The organism is Serinicoccus chungangensis, from assembly GCF_001483745.1.
In the GTDB taxonomy this organism is placed as follows: Bacteria; Actinomycetota; Actinomycetes; order Actinomycetales; family Dermatophilaceae; genus Ornithinicoccus; species Ornithinicoccus chungangensis_A.
Genome location: NZ_LQBL01000003.1, coordinates 161,100 through 178,498, shown reverse-complemented (window position 1 = coordinate 178,498; position 17,399 = coordinate 161,100). Strand labels below are relative to the sequence as shown.

The 17,399-nt window shown below is 71.9% G+C and carries 13 protein-coding genes and 1 tRNA gene; 7 read left to right on the top strand and 7 right to left on the bottom strand.

Annotation, left to right across the window (positions count from 1 at the left end; genetic code table 11):
• Window positions 1-68 precede the first annotated feature (68 nt).
• Window positions 69-833: a sulfite exporter TauE/SafE family protein gene (locus AVL62_RS02495; protein ID WP_201023178.1), complete on the top strand. Its 765-nt coding sequence runs from the start codon at window positions 69-71 to the stop codon at window positions 831-833.
• Window positions 834-900: 67 nt separating this feature from the next.
• Window positions 901-973: transfer RNA gene (locus tag AVL62_RS02490), tRNA-Arg, on the top strand.
• 146 nt (window positions 974-1,119) lie between these two features.
• Here the strand turns inward: AVL62_RS02490 and AVL62_RS02485 are convergent.
• The 3 genes from AVL62_RS02485 to AVL62_RS02475 form a co-directional block, all read right to left on the bottom strand.
• Window positions 1,120-1,794, bottom strand: a complete 675-nt coding sequence (locus AVL62_RS02485) for an AIM24 family protein (protein WP_058890098.1) — start codon at window positions 1,792-1,794, stop codon at window positions 1,120-1,122.
• A gap of 61 nt (window positions 1,795-1,855) precedes the next feature.
• Entirely contained in the window at window positions 1,856-2,818 is a 963-nt protein-coding gene (locus AVL62_RS02480; RefSeq protein ID WP_058890097.1) for a 2-hydroxyacid dehydrogenase, read from the bottom strand.
• Window positions 2,815-4,014 carry a pyridoxal phosphate-dependent aminotransferase gene (locus AVL62_RS02475; protein WP_058890096.1) on the bottom strand — a complete coding sequence of 400 codons (1,200 nt, stop codon included), beginning with the start codon at window positions 4,012-4,014 and terminating at the stop codon, window positions 2,815-2,817. Before AVL62_RS02475 ends, AVL62_RS02480 begins: the two co-directional genes overlap by 4 nt.
• A 131-nt stretch (window positions 4,015-4,145) precedes the next feature.
• Here AVL62_RS02475 and AVL62_RS02470 point away from each other — a divergent pair, with 131 nt between their 5' ends.
• A complete protein-coding gene (locus AVL62_RS02470) occupies window positions 4,146-5,552 on the top strand; it encodes a sugar porter family MFS transporter (protein WP_058890179.1) in 1,407 nt (468 codons plus the stop codon).
• 89 nt (window positions 5,553-5,641) lie between these two features.
• Here AVL62_RS02470 and AVL62_RS02465 read toward each other — a convergent pair whose 3' ends face one another.
• From AVL62_RS02465 to nirB, 4 genes are read right to left on the bottom strand one after another with little or no spacing between them, the layout of a single operon-like run.
• Window positions 5,642-6,529: an alpha/beta hydrolase family protein gene (locus tag AVL62_RS02465; protein WP_058890095.1), complete on the bottom strand. Its 888-nt coding sequence runs from the start codon at window positions 6,527-6,529 to the stop codon at window positions 5,642-5,644.
• A 45-nt stretch (window positions 6,530-6,574) separates the two neighbouring features.
• A complete protein-coding gene (locus tag AVL62_RS02460; RefSeq protein ID WP_058890094.1) occupies window positions 6,575-7,687 on the bottom strand; it encodes a uroporphyrinogen-III synthase in 1,113 nt (370 codons plus the stop codon).
• Window positions 7,684-8,706, bottom strand: coding sequence for a uroporphyrinogen-III C-methyltransferase (cobA, locus tag AVL62_RS02455; RefSeq protein WP_058890093.1), 1,023 nt, complete (start codon window positions 8,704-8,706; stop codon window positions 7,684-7,686). The genes AVL62_RS02460 and cobA overlap by 4 nt, the downstream gene beginning before the upstream one ends.
• Window positions 8,706-11,315, bottom strand: coding sequence for a nitrite reductase large subunit NirB (nirB, locus tag AVL62_RS02450; RefSeq protein ID WP_058890092.1), 2,610 nt, complete (start codon window positions 11,313-11,315; stop codon window positions 8,706-8,708). Before nirB ends, cobA begins: the two co-directional genes overlap by 1 nt.
• 210 nt (window positions 11,316-11,525) lie before the next feature.
• On the opposite strand from nirB, the gene nirD reads away from it, so the two are divergent.
• The 4 genes from nirD (at window position 11,526) to AVL62_RS02430 (ending at window position 17,296) form a co-directional block, all read left to right on the top strand.
• Entirely contained in the window at window positions 11,526-11,903 is a 378-nt protein-coding gene (gene nirD, locus AVL62_RS02445; protein WP_235585468.1) for a nitrite reductase small subunit NirD, read from the top strand.
• A gap of 4 nt (window positions 11,904-11,907) precedes the next feature.
• On the top strand, window positions 11,908-13,338 hold the full coding sequence (locus AVL62_RS02440; protein ID WP_058890091.1) for an MFS transporter: 1,431 nt from the start codon (window positions 11,908-11,910) through the stop codon (window positions 13,336-13,338).
• A gap of 65 nt (window positions 13,339-13,403) precedes the next feature.
• Window positions 13,404-15,608 (top strand): molybdopterin oxidoreductase family protein, encoded by a 2,205-nt coding sequence (locus tag AVL62_RS02435; RefSeq protein ID WP_268793626.1) that lies wholly within the window; start codon window positions 13,404-13,406, stop codon window positions 15,606-15,608.
• On the top strand, window positions 15,605-17,296 hold the full coding sequence (locus AVL62_RS02430; RefSeq protein WP_083518601.1) for an FAD-dependent oxidoreductase: 1,692 nt from the start codon (window positions 15,605-15,607) through the stop codon (window positions 17,294-17,296). The genes AVL62_RS02435 and AVL62_RS02430 overlap by 4 nt, the downstream gene beginning before the upstream one ends.
• Window positions 17,297-17,399 lie beyond the last annotated feature (103 nt).

Genomic DNA, 17,399 nt, shown 5'->3' with positions numbered 1-17,399 from the left:
CGGCCGTCCTCGTGCGGCGTTGGTCACAGCCGGGCGAGTGTCACTACATACCCCGGGGGGTATGTATGCTGAGTCCCGTGATCGTCCTCGTCGCCGCCCTCGCCGTCCTCGTCGGCCTGTCGCTCGGCCTGCTCGGGGGTGGGGGCTCGATCCTCACCGTCCCGGTGCTGGTCTACGTCGCCGGCATGGACGCCAAGGAGGCGATCGCCACGTCCCTGCTCGTCGTCGGCGTCACCAGCGCGGTCGCCACCCTCGCCCACGCCCGGGCCGGGCGGGTGCGGTGGCGGACCGGGCTGCTCTTCGGCGGCGTCGCCATGGTGGGTGCCTACCTCGGCGGGCGGGTGGCCGAGTTCCTCCCCGGCACCCTGCTGCTCCTCGCCTTCGCGGTGATGATGCTGGCGACGGCCTGGGCCATGCTGCGCCGCCGGTCCGGGCCCGAGCCTGGTGAGGGCCACGGCTCGGGGTCGTGGGTGCTCGTCGTCGCCGAGGGGTTGGTGGTCGGGTTCGTCACGGGCATCGTGGGGGCGGGCGGGGGCTTCCTCGTGGTGCCCGCGCTGGTGCTGCTCGGGGGACTGTCGATGCCGGTGGCCGTCGGCACCTCGCTGGTGGTCATCACGATGAAGTCCGGGGCGGGGCTCGCGGGCTACCTGTCCTCGGTGAGCATCGACTGGGGGACGGCGGGGGTCGTCACCCTGGCCGCCGTCGTCGGGGCGCTGGTCGGCGGCCGGCTCGTCGCGCGGGTCCACCCAGACCGGCTGCACACCGCCTTCGGCTGGTTCGTGCTCGTCATGGGGGTGCTCGTGCTGGCCCAGGAGATCCTGGCCCTGCTGTAGGACCGCGAGGCGGGCGGACGGCGATTAGGACGGGTGAGCGCCGATCCGTTAGAGTTGCTGATCGCCAGCGCCCGTAGCTCAACGGATAGAGCATCTGACTACGGATCAGAAGGTTAGGGGTTCGAATCCCTTCGGGCGCGCTCTGGTTGAGACAGATGACGACGGCCCCCACCGGATGCGGTGGGGGCCGTCGTCATGTCCGCAGACACGCCGGGGGCGAACGGCTCATCGACGCACGTGCGCGGATGAGCCGGTCGGGGCGGGCGTGTCCCCGGGACGTCGGGGGTCAGCTGCTGCTGGAGGGTGGCGGGTGCCCCTCGGAGGCCTGCACGACGACGACGCCCGAGCCGGTGAGCGCGAGCTGATAGGCCTCGCCCGAGCCCCGGCCGACGACGGCGCCGAGCCGGGCCGTCTTGCGGACCGAGGAGCGCAGGCCGCCGGACCACAGGACGGCCGACTGCATGTCGACGAAGGTCGGGGCGTCGACCTGCAGCACCACCGGGTCGCCGTGGGCCAGCACGGCGATCATCCCCGAGCCGCTGAAGGTCGTGTTGAACAAGCCACCCGTGAGCATCGAGGCGCCCTCGACGCGGTTGATGTCCCACCGCAGACTGCTCTCGAACGCCAGGACGTTCTTGCCGTTCACGGTGACCTGCTCGTCCTCCAGCTCCAGCACGAAGATCTCGTCGGCGTCCTTGGCGAGGAACACGTCCCCGCTGCCGGAGACCTTCATGAGCGACATGCCCTCGCCGGTGAAGGCCTTCTTGAAGAGCTTGGCGGCCCCGCCCGCGCCCTCGTAGGCGAAGTCGACGTCGCCCTGGTAGGCGACCATGGACCCCTGCATGGCGTAGAAGAACCCTCCCGTGCCGCCGAGGTCGACCTTGAGCATCCGGGGGTTCTGCAGGGTGAACCGCCCCGGCTCGCCGTGACGTTCGGCCTGCTCCAGCAGCTGTCCTCGCATGACGAGAGGCTACCGGCACCGGACCGCGAGGTGCACCCCCTGGCCCGGCTTCCGGGCCCGGTCAGCGGATGGGCGTGGGGGGCTCCTCGCCGGCGAGCACGGCGACGGCGTTGTCCGCGGCGAGCGTGGCCATGGCGGTCCGGGTCTCGATGGTCGCCGAGCCGAGGTGCGGCACGAGGACGGCGTTCTCGCACTCCAGCAGGTCGGGGTGGACCTGCGGCTCGTCCTCGAAGACGTCCAGCCCGGCCCCGGCGATCTGCCTCTCCTGCAGCGCCTTCGCCAGCGCCGCCTCGTCGATGACCGGTCCGCGGGCGGTGTTGACCACGTAGGCCGTGGGCTTCATGGCGGCGAACTGCTCGGGCCCCAGCAGGTGGTGCGTGGCGGGGGAGTAGGGGCAGTGCAGGGAGAGCACGTCGCTCTCCGCCAGCAGGGTGTCCAGGTCCACCCGGTGCGCCCCCAGCTCGAGCTCCAGCTCGCGCGGGGCCTGGGAGCGCGAGGAGTAGATGACGTTCATCCCGAAGGCCCGGGCACGTCGTGCCGTGGCCGCGCCGATGCCCCCGAGCCCGACGACCCCGAGCGTCTTGCGCTGCAGCCCCGACCCGAGCAGGTAGAACATGCCCCACTGCCACGGGGTGCCCGAGCGGATGATGCGCTCGCCCTCACCGAGCCGGCGGGTCGCCATGAGGATGAGGCCCATCGCGATGTCCGCGGTCGCCTCGGTGAGCACCCCGGGGGTGTTCGTCGCGACGACGCCGCGCTCACGGCATACCTCCACGTCGACGTTGTTGTAGCCCACCGCGACGTTGGCGACGACCTGCAGCTGGTCGCCGGCGGCGTCCAGCAGCTCGGCGTCGACCTGCTCGGTCAGCAGCGTCAGCAGCGCGTCGGCGCCGCGGACCTGCTCGAGCAGCTGCTCGCGCGGCTGCTGGTCCTCGCTGTCCCAGACGTCGACCTCGTGACCGGCGCGACGCAGGATGTCCAGCCCCGGCTTGGGGATCCGGCCGGTGACGACCACCCGGCTCATGCGTGGCTGCCGATCCAGTCGCGCAGCCCGCCCAGACCGCGCCGGATCTGCTCCTCCGGGAGGCCCGAGTAGGCGAACCGGATGTAGCTGCGGTCCTCCCCGGGCTGCGGGCGGCCGAAGTGGTTGCGGGTGCAGAAGCTCACCCCGGTCGCGTGCAGGGCCTGGGTGGCGAAGTCGCCGACGTCCCGCGCCCCCACGATCTGGATCGCCTCGGTGACGTCCGGGAAGAGGTAGAAGGTCGAGCGCGGGGTCTCGACGGACATACCCGGGGTGTCGCCCACGATCTCGCACGCGGCGTCCCGGCGCGCCTTCAGCGTGGCGAGCATGTCGGCCACCGGCTCCTGCGTGCCCGTCAGCGCGGCGATCCCCGCCCACTGGACGTAGTGCGTGGTGCACGACTCGTCGTTGGTGTTCATCGTGGAGAAGACCGTGCTCATCTGGGCCGGCGCGACCGCGCAGCCGAGGCGGGAGCCGGTCATCGCGAACTTCTTGGAGAAGGTGTAGAGGATGCAGGTGCGCTCACGCATGCCCGGCAGGCTCGCGATGGAGGTCGACGTGCCCTCGTAGCGCATCTCGAAGTAGGCCTCGTCCGAGAGCACCCACAGGTCGTGCTCGATGGCGAGCTGCGCGATCGCCTCCCGCTCGGCGTCCGTCGACTCGGCCGAGATGGGGTTCTGCAGGTCGTTGTAGATGATCGCGACCGTCTTGTCCGTGATGGCGTCGCGGACCTGGTCCAGGTCGATCCGGAAACCGTCGTCGGTCGGCAGGTAGCGGTAGGAGCGCCCGTGGCCGCCGAGGTACTCGATCTGGCTCTCGTAGATGGGGAAGCCGGGGTTGGGGTAGAGCACCTCGTCACCGGGGTTCATCACGGCCTGGAGGAACTTGGTGATGACCGGCTTGCCGCCGGTCATCACGGTCACCTCGTCCGGGCCGAACGACATCCCGCGGCGGGAGCCGATGTCGTCGGCGAGGGCGGCCCGCAGCTCTGGTATGCCGGGCCCCGGGCAGTAGCCGGTCTTGCCGTCCGCGATGGCGGCGTTCATGGCCTCGACGATGTGGCCGGCCAGCGGGACGTCGAGGTCGCCCAGGTGGAAGGGGAAGACCTCGTGGCCCTGCGCCTTCCAGTCGGCGGCGGCCGCGGCGACCGCGAACGCGGTCTCGGTGCCGAGGTTGTCGAGCCTGGAGGCCAGCTTCATACCCCACGTCCTTGTGTGTCGAGATCCGAGACGTGCTCACCGTATCGCGCGCCTGGTGGTGCGACCCCGCTCGGAGGTGCACACTGTGCGGTGTCGTTGCGTCAAGGATGACGACCGAAAGGGTGGTGGACATGAACGAGCGGTCACAGGTGCAGGTCGGGGAGCGGGACTACTATCTCGGGAAGGCGATCCTGCTGGCCTCGGTGGCCGCGCTGGGGGGCTTCCTCTTCGGCTTCGACACCGCGGTCATCAACGGCGCGGTGAACGCCATCCGGGACGAATTCGGGATGGGGGCCGGCCTCACCGGCTTCGTCGTCAGCTCTGCCCTGCTGGGGTGCATGCTCGGGGCGTATGCCGCCGGGCGCCTGGCCGAGCGCATCGGCCGCATCCGGGTCATGATGCTGGCCTCGGCGCTGTTCACCATCTCGGCCATCGGATCGGGCTTCGCCTTCGGGCCGGTCGACATGATCCTCTGGCGCGTCATCGGCGGCATCGGCGTGGGCGCCGCGTCGGTCATCGCGCCGGCCTACATCGCCGAGATCGCCCCCGCCTCGATCCGCGGGCGGCTGGGGTCGCTGCAGCAGCTGGCCATCGTCTCCGGCATCTTCATCGCCCTGCTCTCCGACTACTTCCTCGCGGGCGTGGCCGGCGGCTCCAGCGAGGCGCTCTGGGGCAGCACCGCGTGGCGCTGGATGTTCTGGGCCGAGATCATCCCGGCGGTCGCCTACGGCGTGCTGGCCACGACGATCCCCGAGTCACCGCGTTACCTCGTCACCCTGGGTCGGGTGGACGAGGCCCGCGAGGTCCTGGGGCGGGTGATGATGCGCGGCATCGCCGACCGCATCACCGAGATCCAGCGCACCGTGCGGCGTGAGGCCAAGGCGTCGCTGACCGACCTCATGAAGTCCGGCGGCGGGCTGCTCCCGATCGTCTGGATCGGCATCGGGCTCTCGGTCTTCCAGCAGTTCGTCGGGATCAACGTCATCTTCTACTACTCCTCGACGCTGTGGCAGGCGGTCGGCTTCACCGAGGAGGACGCGCTCACCCAGACCGTCATCACCTCGGTGACCAACATCGTCGTGACGATCGTGGCCATCGCGCTCATCGACAAGATCGGTCGGCGGGTGCTGCTCATGGTGGGCTCGGCGGGGATGTTCGTCTCGCTCGGGACGATGGCGTGGATCTTCGCCAACGCGCCGGTGGTCAACGGGTCTCCCGAGCTGGGGGACAGCACCGGGCTCATCGCCCTCATCGCGGCCAACGGCTTCGTCGTCTTCTTCGGTATGTCGTGGGGACCGGGCGTCTGGGTGCTGCTCGGCGAGATGTTCAACAACAAGATCCGCGCGACGGCGCTCGGTGTCGCGGCGGCCGCGCAGTGGCTGGCGAACTTCGCCATCTCCACGAGCTTCCCGCGCATGGCCGAGCTGGGGCTGGGCTTCGCCTACGGCTTCTACACCCTGTGCGCCCTGCTCAGCTTCCTGTTCGTCATGAAGTTCGTGCCGGAGACCAACGGCCGGGAGCTGGAGGACATGGAGTAGGCATGGGCGAGTCGCGCGTCTCGACCGGGCGTCGCGGATGGTTGCTCTCTTCCCTCCCGTATGGCGCCGCGCCGGCGGGGGCGTGACTGCTAGCTCAGCGGCGGGCTGATGCCGTCGAGGATCTCGACGACCCGCTCCCACGCGCTGGTGGTGACGTCGATGAGGTCGAAGTGCCCGCCGGTGACCTCGACCAGCTCGGCCCGGGTGCCGGACCCGCGGGCGGCCGCGACGTAGTCCTCCGACTGCTGGATCGGCACCTGCTGGTCGTCCGGGGCGTGCAGCGCCCAGACGCTCGCCTCGATGGGCAGCTGCTGTGCGGGGTCGACGGAGGCGAAGCGGGGGTCCTCCGGGCCGAACCCGAGCAGGTCGTCGACGGCGCCCGACCCGAGGCGCTCACGGTAGGCCGATCGCAGGTCGAGCACGCCCGCCTGGGAGAGCACGTGGGTGACCTCGACCCGGCCCGGCCACGCGCTGCCGCGCAGGCGCCCGGCCGCCCAGGCGGCCAGGTGACCACCCGCCGAGTGCCCGAGGGTCACCACGGGCCCGGCGGTGTCGACGAGCTCGAGGGCGGAGTGCACGTCGTCGAAGGTCTGGGGGAGCCCGCCGCCGTTGCCGACCCGGCGGTACTCCATGTTGAGCGTGGTCCACCCGCGCTCCACGAGGTCGGCGGCCAGCGGCTCACCGAGCTCGGCGCCGTAGGCCTCGCGCCAGAAGCCGCCGTGGATGACGACAACCGTGCCCCGGGTCTCACCCTCAGGCCGCCGGAGCTCGGCCCACTGCGACGGGTCGTCGCCGTAGGAGACCTTTCCGACCGCGCTCGCGTCGACCGAGCCGGTCGCGCTGTCCTGATCCGGGGTGCGTGGCGAGCCGACCTCGGTGTCGCGTGGGGTGGAGGCGGATCCGGCACACGCGGCCAGCGGCACGGTTCCGGTCATCGCGAGCAGGGTTCGCCGCCCGATGCGACTGCGCACGTCCATGGCGCCACCCTAGGTCGACGCGGGATACCCCGCGCGCGGTCCGTGTCACAGGACGGGTATGCGGTAACCCCGCTTGACCACCGTCCGCACCAGGCCGGGAGTCGGCAGCGCGCGTCGGACACGGCTCACAGCCATGTCCACCGCCGGGGCATCCAGCGGCTCCGGGAGGGCGGCCCCGATCTCGGCGCGGGAGAGCGTGCGGCCGTCGGCTTCGATCAGCACCCGGACGAGCGCTCGCTGATGGGGGGTCAGGGTGACGTACCGGCCATCCACCTGGATCTGCTGACCACGCAGCTCAACAGGGCCTACCTCGGTGTCGAGGCGCAGCACCTGTGTCGACTCCAGGTGGTCGCTCAGCAGCTTGATCAGCGCTCCGGTCCGGAAGCGGTCTGGCACGAGCGGAGTCACCCCGGCCTCGAGCAGGGGCGCGGCGGTGACCGGCCCGACAGAGGCGGCGACGACGTCGGATCGCAGGGCTTCCTGCACCTGCTCCCCCAACCCCGCCCGGGCAGCGGCCGCGAAGAAGGCCTCGACCGCCGGCGCGCTGGTGAAGGTCAGGGCGTCCACCGTGCGGCTGCACACGGCGTCGGCGAGACGGACGACCGCCGCGGTGTCGGGGTGGGGCTTCCACCGGTACGGCGAGATCGGCAGGACCGTGGCTCCTGCGGCGCGCAATCGCTGCGTCGCCTCCTCGTCCAGGTAGCCAGGATGCTGCACCGCCACGACAGCCCCTGTCACCGTCCGTTCCAGCACGCGGTCCACCAGGGACGCCATCGTCTCGGTCTCGCCCATGCCCTGGTCCTCCAACCCCACCGCGCGCAGCGCACCGCGAGCCTTGGGACCGCGCACCCAGATCTGGCTACGGGCGAGCGCGTGCGTCAGGTCCTCCTGGAGCCCTTCCTCGTCGGCCAGCTCCCACCACCGGCGAATGCCGTAGCCGGTGTTCGCGAGCACGATGTCGGGTCCGGCGGCGATGATGGCCCTCGTCTCGGCCACGACCCCGCCGTCGTCACCGGTGCCGGTCTGGATCGTCGGAGCGTGCACCACCTCCGCCCCGCGGCGCTCGAACGCGGCGATGTACTCCGCGGCCCGTCGGTCATTGGTCAGCCCCACCCGGAAGCCGGCCAGCTGGGCGACGCGCGCGACCGTCGGGGTCATGCGGCCCCCTCGACGGTGCGGGCAAGGTCCTCCCAGACGGAGCTCTCGGCGAGAGCGACCACGGCGCCGATGACGACGACCGCAGGGGAGGTCGCGTGCTGCATACCACCGCGGCGGACCACCTCGGCCACCGTCGTGACGGTGGTGCGCTGGCCGGGCAGGAAGCCGCGCTCGACCAGCGCCAGCGGGACGTCCGGTGGCATCCCGGCGCGGAGCAGGCCGGTGCACACCTGGATCAGGGTGTTGACGCCCATGAGGATGACGAGCGTGCCGCCGACCCCATGGAGGTGGGCATACTCCTGCGGCTCGAAGGGCACGTGACCCGACACGATCGTGAGGCTTCGGCTGAGGCCGCGGTGGGTGACCGGGATCCCCGCAGCCCCGGGGACGGCGATAGCGCTGCTCACCCCTGGGACCACGGTCACGGGAACGCCGGCGCGCGCGCAGGCACGGACCTCCTCCGAGCCGCGACCGAACACGAAGGGGTCGCCGCCCTTGAGCCGCACGACGTGAGCACCCGCGCGGGCGTGCTCGATCAGCATCGCCTCGATCTCGGGCTGGGGGATCGGGTGGTGCCCCGGTGCCTTGCCGACGTCGATCAGCCTCGCCCCGGGCGCGAGGTCGGCCAACGACTCCTGAGGGCCCAGCCGGTCGAAGAGCACGACGTCGGCGTCGGCCAGCGCGGCCTGGCCGGCGAGGGTGAGCAGGTCGGTGCGCCCCGGGCCGCCACCGACCAGGGTGACGGTGCCCGTGGTGGTGGCCGCCGGTGCGCAGGTGACGGGGAGTCGCCGGATGCGGGCGAGGGCTCGCCCCTCGGCGCGGGCCGACTCAGGTCCCTCGACCCAGACGACCAGGCCGACCGCCCGATCCGAGGCGGACAGCAACTCGAGCGCCTGCGCCGCGCCGACCAGCATCACGCGGCCACCGGCGTGTTCGACGCGGGCACGCACCCTGCGGGTCCCCTGGGCGCTTCCCACCACGAGCACGTCGAGACCGTCGAGCTCAAGGTCTGCCCACATCAGCCCATACCCCCAGGAGGCTGCGACGTGCGAACGGGCAACCGCGCGCCCGCGATGAGCAGGGCCCGCTCCTCCTGGGTCGCCGGGCGCTGCTGGCCGCGCTCGCCGACCATGAGCACCTCCGGGTCGGGCTGGCCGGGAGCATTGACGAACGAGCGGAACCGGCCCAGTCGCACCGGGTCCTCGAGGGTGGCCGCCCACTCGTCGCGATACGCCTCGACGTGGCGGGCCATCGACTCCTCCAGCTCGGCGGCCAGCCCGAGCGAGTCCTCGCAGACTACGTCGCGGACGTGATCCAGCCCGCCCTCCAGCTCCTCCTGCCAGCGCGCCGTCCGCTGGAGCCGATCGGCTGTGCGCACGTAGAACATGAGGTAGCGGTCGATGAAACGCACCAGGGTGTCGTCGTCGAGGTCGGCGGCGAGGAGCTGCGCGTGGGCCGGCTGGAAGCCACCGTTGCCCCCGACGTAGAGGTTCCACCCCTGCTCGGTGGCGATCACGCCGACGTCCTTCGAGCGCGCCTCCGCGCACTCGCGGGCACAGCCGGAGACGCCGAGCTTGAGCTTGTGCGGCGAGCGCAGCCCGCGATAACGCTCCTCGAGGAAGATCGCCATCGCCACCGAGTCCTGCACGCCGTAGCGGCACCAGGTGGACCCGACGCACGACTTCACCGTCCGCAGGCTCTTGCCGTAGGCGTGGCCCGACTCCATCCCCGCGTCGACCAACCGTCGCCAGATCAGCGGCAGCTGCTCGAGCCGGGCACCGAAGAGGTCGATCCGCTGGCCGCCGGTGATCTTGGTGTAGAGCCCGAAGTCCTCTGCCACCTCGGCGATCACCTTGAGCCGTGCCGGGGTGATCTCGCCGGCCGGGATGCGCGGGACGACGGAGTAGGTGCCGTCCTTCTGCATGTTGGCCAGAGCCCGGTCGTTGGTGTCCTGCAGCGGGCCGGACCCGCCGTCGAGGATGTATTCGCCGGTCTGGGTGGCCAGGATCGAGGCGATCACGGGCTTGCAGATGTCGCACCCGAGCCCCGTCGCGAAGCGGGCCAGCACCTCCTCTGCCGTGCGCAGACCCAGGATCCGGACAGACTCGAACAGCTCTGCACGGCTGATCGAGACGTGCTCGCACAGGGCGCGCGACACCTCGACCCCGGCCCGGGTGAGCTCGGCCTCCAGGATCTTCTTGACCAGTGGGGTGCACGAGCCGCACTGCGTCCCGGCGCGTGAGCAGGCCTTGAGGCGCGTCAGGTCGGTGCACGGCTCGTCCCGTTCCCCACAGATCAGTTCCTTGATGGCACCGGCGCTCACGTTGTTGCACGAGCAGACCACGGCGTCGTCCGGCAGGTCGGTGGTCGGTGCCCCCTCACCTCCGCTCGCACTCAGGTATGCCGCCGGTTCGGCTCCGAGCTCGCGCCCGAGCAGGGGGCGCAGCGCGGTGTAGGGCGAGGCGTCCCCGACGAACATCCCGCCCAGCAGGGTGCGGGCATCCCCACTGACCACGATCTTCTGGTAGAGGCCCCGGGCGGGATCGGCATACACGATCTCCAAAGAGCCATCGGCCCGACCGAAGGCATCACCGAAGCTCGCGACCTCGATGCCGGCCAGTTTGAGCTTGGTCGCGTCGTCGACTCCGGGGAAGATCGCCTCGCCGCCCCAGATCCGGTCGGCGGCCACCTCAGCCATCGCGTTCGCGGGAGCCACCAGGCCGATGCAGCGGCCCCCGATCGCCGCCACCTCCCCGATCGCCCAGACGTGGTCGGCGCTGGCGGCGCACCGGTCGTCCACCGCCACGCCGCCGCGCTCACCCAGGGCCAGGCCCGCAGCCCGGGCCAGCTCGTCGCGGGGCCGGATGCCGACCGAGAAGACGACGATATCGGCGGGCAGGGCCCGGCCGTCGACCAGGCGGACACCGACGACCCGCCCTTCCTCGAGCAGCACCTCCTCAGGGGCCGTGCCCAGGTGGAGCTCGATGCCGGTGTCACCGATCAGGCGACCCAGGGCCTGCCCTGCACCCTCGTCCAGCTGGGTGCCCATCAGCCACCCACCGAGGTCGACCACCGCCACCTGCGCACCCAGCCGCGCCGCGCCGCCGGCAGCCTCCAGCCCGAGCAGACCACCCCCGATGACCAGCACCTTGGCCGGTCGACCGTGCGTCGCCGCCACCGCGGCGATCTCCGCGACGAGCCCGTCGACGTCCTCGACCGTGCGGTACACGCGCGCCGCCTCGTGATGGATCACCGGCGGGACGAACGGGGTGGACCCGGTCGCCAGCACCAGCTCGTCGTAGCCCAGCTGCTCCCGCGCCCCGGCGACCTCGAGCGTGAGCGTCCGGGTCGCCGGGTCGAGAGCGACGACGCGGGCACCGGTGCGCAGGTGGACCGCCGGGTGGTCCCACACCTGCGGGGCCAGGGTGAGGTCGGCCCGGCCGTCGAGGCGTCGCGAGAGCGCGACCCGGTCGTAGGGCCGGTGGACCTCCTCGGCGAGGACGGTCACCCGCAGCGGGCTCGGTGCACCGCCGTGGCGGGCGGTGAGGGACTCGGTGACGCGGTGTGCGGCGGGGCCGCCTCCGACGACCACCACGTGCCGGGGTCGGGTGTGCGGCGCTGTGGTCATGGCTGCTCCTCTAGGTGAGCTCGAGCTGACCACATGGACGCTAGCTAGCCGAGGTGTCCACGATGTTTCCGCGGTGTAACGCCAGGTGACCGGATCCTCACCCGGCGCGGAGCGTGCGTGAGGAAGCCGAAACAGGGCTGTGCGACAACGCGTCCTCTCCCGAAACATCGCCGCCCTAACGTCGTGCCACCGCCGACGAAAGGCCCGATCGTGACCGTGACCTCCACCCGCTGTTCATCCACAGATCTCTGGACGCCCGTCTGTCGCCGCGACCAGCTCGCACCGGGCTGGGGCGAGGCCGCTCTGCTCGGCGACACCCAGGTGGCGTTGTTCCTCGTCGTGGAGCAGGTCGGCTGCGCCGGCCGGGTGTATGCCGTGTCCAACCTCGACCCCGCCACCGGCGCCGCCGTGATCTCCCGCGGCATCGTCGGCTCCCGCAGCGGGTGCCCCACCATCGCCTCCCCCCTGCACAAGGACGTCTTCGACCTCTCGACCGGCGACTGCCTCACCCGGACCGACCTGCGCCTGCCGGTCTGGGCCGTGCGCGAGGTCGATGGCCTGATCGAGCTCGCTCCCGGAAAGGGCTGAGACGATGACCACCACCCTGACCCCCGACGGGCCGGACGCAGGCGTCGGGACCGCGACCACGCCATACCCCGTCGCATCGGGAGCGCCGCTCACCCACCACCCGGGCCGCTGGATCGAGGGCTGGGATCCCGAGGACCGGGACCAGTGGGTCGCGCACGGGCGTGGCGTGGCGACCCGCAACCTGCGCTGGTCGATCTTCGCCGAGTTCCTGGGCTTCTGCGTGTGGCAGCTGTGGTCGATCGTCGTCGTCCTGCTGCCCGCGGCGGGCTTCGACCTCACCACGGCTCAGGTGTTCTGGCTGATCTCGGTACCGGCGCTGGTGGGAGCGACCCTGCGCATCCCCTACACGTTCATGGTCTCCCGGGTCGGTGGTCGGAACTGGACCATCATCTCCGCCGCTCTGCTGCTGGCGCCGACCCTCGGACTGGCGCTGGTCTTGGACCGACCGGACACCCCCTTCGCCGTCCTGCTGATCATCGCCGCCCTCGCCGGTGTCGGTGGAGGCAACTTCGCCAGCTCGATGGCCAACATCTCCTTCTTCTACCCCCAGCGGGAGAAGGGGTGGGCGCTCGGCCTGAACGCTGCCGGGGGCAACATCGGCGCCGCCGTCGCCCAGCTCCTCGTGCCGATCGTGGTCACCATCGGTGCGGCCAGCGCGCTGCGCCTTCCGCTCGCAGGTTGGATCTGGGTGCCGCTCATCCTCATCGCCGTCGTCGGTGCAGCGCTGCGGATGGACAACCTCACCCACGCCCGGGCAGACGTCACCGCCGTGCTGTCGGTGCTGCGCGAGCCGCACCTGTGGATCATGGCGCTGCTCTACGTCGCGACCTTTGGCTCGTTCATCGGCTTCGCCGGCGTCTTCCCCAAGCTGATCGCCGACTCCTTCCCCACCTACTCGACCTTCCAGGTCGGCTCGGCGACGCTGTCCCTGGCCTTCCTCGGTGCGTTGGTGGGATCGCTGTCCCGGCCCTACGGCGGCCGGCTGGCCGACCGCTTCGGGGGGACGGTCGTCACCATGGTCGCCCTGTTCGTGATGGCGCTCGGCGCCCTCGGGGTGGGAGCGACCATCGACCTGGGCAACTTCTGGGTCTTCCTGGGAGTGTTCCTGGTGCTCTTCGCCGCCGCAGGGGTCGGCAACGGCTCGACCTACCGCATGGTCCCGACCATCTTCGCCCTGCGGGCTGGTGTCGCCGACGCGCACCTGCGCTCGGGCGATGTCAGCGCGCAGCGGGCAGCCTCGGCCGCCCTCGGCCTCATCTCGGCCATCGGCGCCTACGGCGGGTTCCTCATTCCGCAGGCCCTGGGTCGCTCGCAGATCGCCTACGGCACCTACGAGGTCGGTCTGCTGTGGTTCGTGGCGGTGTATGTCGTGATCCTCGCCGTGACCGGGGCGGTCTACCTGACCCTCGGACGGCGGACCGGGGTCCGCATCTGAAGCGGGCCGTGTCGGCCCGTCGACCTGCACATCAGATCTACGTCCGAGCAGGACAAGGAGGCGCTGTGAGCGTGGAGACCCACTGCCCCTACTGCGCGTTGCAGTGCGGGATGCGACTGACCCGCACCGCCGCGGGTCCGGGCGGGACTGCAGTGCACGTGCAGGGCCGCGACTTCCCGACCAACCGCGGCGGTCTGTGCCGCAAGGGATGGACCGCGGCGGAAGTCCTGACGGTCGGGGACCGACTCACCCGGCCTCTGGTCCGGGACGACCGCGGAGACCTGGTGCCGACCACCTGGGGCCAGGCCCTCGACGTGGTCGCGAGCCGACTCGAGGGCCTGCAGGCCGAGCACGGGCCGGAGGCGATCGGCGTCTTCGGCGGGGGTGGCCTCACCAACGAGAAGGCCTATCAGCTCGGCAAGTTCGCCCGGATCGCCCTGCGCACCAGCAGGATCGACTACAACGGGCGGTTCTGCATGTCCTCTGCGGCGGCCGCGGGCAACCGCGCCTTCGGGGTGGACCGAGGGCTGCCCTTCCCGGTCACGGACCTCGACGACGCGAGCACGGTTCTGCTGCTGGGCTCCAACCCGGCCGCCACCATGCCGCCGCTGCTCTCCCACCTCCAGGGCGTCCGCGAGCGTGGTGGGCTGATCGTCGTCGACCCGCGACGCTCGCAAACCGCGCACCTCACCGAGCAGGGCGCAGGCATCCATGTTGCCCCCACGCCCGGCACCGACCTGCCGCTGCTGCTCGGCCTCACCCACCTCGTGCTCGCGCAGGGGTGGGCGGACACGGCCTACCTGGAGCAACGGACCGACCCAGGCGGGCTGGAATCGCTGCGGCGGAGCGTGAGCGCCTGGTGGCCGCAGCGGGTGCAGCAGGTCACCGGTGTGCCGGTCGCCACACTGACCCAGGTGGCGGGCCGCCTCGCCGGCGGCGACGGGGTCTACGTCATCACCGGGCGTGGGGTGGAGCAGCACGTCGACGGCACCGACACGGTGACGGCCGCGATCAACCTGGCGCTGGTGCTCGGCCTGGTCGGGAGGGCGGGTTCGGGCTACGGCACGCTGACCGGGCAGGGCAACGGCCAGGGCGGCCGGGAGCACGGGCAGAAGGCTGACCAGCTGCCAGGTTACCGGTCGATCAGCGACCCGGCGGCGAGGGAGCACGTGGCGGCGGTCTGGGGCGTGGAGGCCGCCGACCTGCCCGGTCCAGGGCTGCCAGCGGTGGAGCTGCTGAGCTCGATCGGCCGCCCGGCCGGGGTCCGCGGGCTCCTCGTGCACGGGTCGAACGTCGTGGTGAGCGCGCCGGATGCCGGGGCGGTCCGCGCCGCACTTGCGACCCTGGAACTGCTCGTCGTCAGCGACGTCGTGCTCTCGGAAACCGCCGCGCTCGCCGACGTCGTCCTCCCGGTGACCCAGTGGGCGGAGGAGGAGGGGACCATGACCTCGATCGAGGGGCGGGTCCTGCGGCGTCGGGCCGTGGTGCCACCGGTGGGGGAGGCGCGCAGCGACCTCGACGTCATCGCCGAGCTCGCGCACCGTCTCGGCGCGCCGGGGAGGTGGAGCACCGACCCGGCGACCGTCTTCGACGAGCTGGCCCGCGCCTCGGCCGGGGGGATCGCCGACTACTCGGGGCTCACGCACGCGCTGCTGGACAGCGGGGTGGCGGCCTACTGGCCGTGCCCCGCCGAGGCCGCGACCGACGAGCTCGTCGGGGTGCCCCGCGGTGGCGACGTCGTGATCGGCACCCCGAGGCTCTTCGGTGAGAGCTTCCCCCGGCCCGGGGGGCGCGCCCGGATCGTGCCGGTGACGGCCCGGCTGCGAGAGCCTCTCGGGCAGCGCGACGGCGAGCTGACGCTGGTCACGGGTCGGCTGCTCGAGCACTACCAGTCCGGCGCGCAGACCCGGCGGGTCCCAGAGCTCCTCGCGGCCCAGCCACGGCTGGTGGCCGAGCTGCATCCGGCGACCGCCTCCCGCCTCGGACTGGGTGAGGGGGACGGCGTGATCATCAGCAACGCGCGCGGCACCGTGCGAGCACACCTCGCACTGGCTCCCGGAATGCGGCTCGACACGGTCTTCCTACCCTTCCACTTCGGGGGCGAGGAGTGCGCCAACCTGCTCACCGAGGCCGTTGCCGACCCGATCTCCGGCATGCCCGAGTTCAAGCGCACGCTCGTCACGGTGGGTGCCGCCGACGACGCCGCGGACGATCCTCGACGCACCCACGACGACTCGAGCGCGCCCGTCCGACAGGAGATCCTGCGATGAGAAGCAGTACCAGCAGCGTCCGCAGCGACCGTCCCGTCCGCGTGGTCCTCATCGGCTACGGCCCCGTCGGTGCTCGGTTGGTCGAGCACCTCCTGCCCGGGGTGGCCGGCGGTGAGCTGGAGCTCACCGTCGTGGGCGCGGAGGACGAGGACGCCTACAACAGGGTCCTCATCGGTGAGTATGCCGTCGGTCGGGCCGACCGGGACGGGCTGGAGATCACCGACACCCCGGCCGCGAGGGCGGCAGGTGTCCGGATCCGCACCGCCGAGGTCGCCGTGTCGATCGACCGCGACCGCCAGTGCGTGCGGACGAGCATCGGCGCGGACGTGCCCTACGACCGGCTCGTGCTCGCCACCGGGTCACGGCCCAACATCCCCCGCCTGGCCGGGCTGGAGCTGGTCGGCCGGGCACCCGATGCCCCGCCGTCACGCGATCCAGCAGCCCTGGACCGCGGCGCCTCCCGTCGGCCGAGCGGCGTCCTCGCGCTCCGCGACCTGGGCGATGCCGAGGCGTTGAAGGCAGGCCTGCGTGCCGGCGGTCGGCTCGTGGTGCTGGGCGCCGGTGTGCTCGGTATGGAGATCGCGCTCGCCGCGCGGGATGAGGGCGCCGCCGTCAGCATCGTGCACCCCGGCGAGACGCCGATGGCGGGAGCGCTCGACCGGGACGGGGGCCTGATGCTGGCCCGCGCCGCGCGCATGGCGGGCGTGGACGTCATACCCCATGCGGTGGCCGAGTCCGTGAGCGTGCGGCAGACGGGGCGGGGAGCGCAGTTCCGGGGGCTGGTCTGCGCCGACGGAACCTTTGTCGGCGGAGACCTGCTGGTGGTGTCGTGCGGGGTTCGGCCTCGCATCGAGCTGGCGCACCGAGCCGGACTGGACACCGAGTTCGGGATCCTGGTGGAGCCCGATCTGCGGACCTGGGCCGACCCCGACATCTTCGCCATCGGCGACTGTGCCCACGTCGCTCCGGCCGACAGCGCGGGGTCGGACGGGCGGGTGGGCGGCGCCCCGGCTGGCCTCATCGCCCCGGGGTGGCGGCAGGCCGAGGCACTGGCGGCGAGGCTGGTCGCTCAGGCCCGGGGGGATGAGGAGCTCGGCCAGCAGCCCGCCGCACCTCGCGCACCCGTGGTCATGCTCAAGGCGCGGGGCGTGGACCTGGTCGCCGGTGGCGTGGTCGATGCGGACCCGTGGGACAGCGGTGGGCGCGAGGTCGCCCAGTGGTTGGACCCCACTCGCGGGCGCTACGTCCGTGCGGTGAGCCGCGGTGGTGTCCTCGACGGATTCGTCGCCGTGGGCGCACCGCGGGCCGGGGCCGAGCTCACCCTGCTGCTCGAGCGCGGCTCCTCGCTGCCGGCTGACCCCGCCACGGTCCTCCACCTGGACCGCGAGGGGCAGGACGTCGGGGCGCAGACGGGCCACGACGCCGCGACCGTGTGCTGGTGCAATGGCGTCAGCATCGGCGGGGTCGAGCGTGCGGTGGCCGACGGGGCGAGCACGGTCGAGTGCGTCGGTCGCGCCACCCGTGCCGGGACCGGCTGCGGTGGCTGTCGCGGGCGCATCGCCGAGGTGCTGCTGCGGCTGACTGAGCCTCGGCCCGAGGGTGCCGCCCCAGCCCAGCCGGGCGTGGCTGAGCGGGGCGTGGCTGCGCCGACATCTGCCGAGCCTGCCCTGGCTTCCGTGGAGACCTGAGCAAGCCTGGTCCGCTCGCTACACCACGGCCATGGTGTGGCGAGGGGACTCACCTTGCCCAGGTTCGCCAAGAGCAACGTGGGCTTGCTCAGGTGGGTCCAGG

Bases quoted from the DNA above. Each gene is read 5' to 3' on its own strand.
- AVL62_RS02485 (WP_058890098.1), bottom strand. From the start codon at position 1,794: ATGCGAGGACAGCTGCTGGAGCAGGCCGAACGTCACGGCGAGCCGGGG.
- AVL62_RS02480 (WP_058890097.1), bottom strand. From the start codon at position 2,818: ATGAGCCGGGTGGTCGTCACCGGCCGGATCCCCAAGCCGGGGCTGGAC.
- AVL62_RS02475 (WP_058890096.1), bottom strand. From the start codon at position 4,014: ATGAAGCTGGCCTCCAGGCTCGACAACCTCGGCACCGAGACCGCGTTC.
- AVL62_RS02470 (WP_058890179.1), top strand. From the start codon at position 4,146: ATGAACGAGCGGTCACAGGTGCAGGTCGGGGAGCGGGACTACTATCTC.
- AVL62_RS02465 (WP_058890095.1), bottom strand. From the start codon at position 6,529: ATGGACGTGCGCAGTCGCATCGGGCGGCGAACCCTGCTCGCGATGACC.
- AVL62_RS02460 (WP_058890094.1), bottom strand. From the start codon at position 7,687: ATGACCCCGACGGTCGCGCGCGTCGCCCAGCTGGCCGGCTTCCGGGTG.
- cobA (WP_058890093.1), bottom strand. From the start codon at position 8,706: ATGTGGGCAGACCTTGAGCTCGACGGTCTCGACGTGCTCGTGGTGGGA.
- nirB (WP_058890092.1), bottom strand. From the start codon at position 11,315: ATGACCACAGCGCCGCACACCCGACCCCGGCACGTGGTGGTCGTCGGA.
- AVL62_RS02440 (WP_058890091.1), top strand. From the start codon at position 11,908: ATGACCACCACCCTGACCCCCGACGGGCCGGACGCAGGCGTCGGGACC.
- AVL62_RS02430 (WP_083518601.1), top strand. From the start codon at position 15,605: ATGAGAAGCAGTACCAGCAGCGTCCGCAGCGACCGTCCCGTCCGCGTG.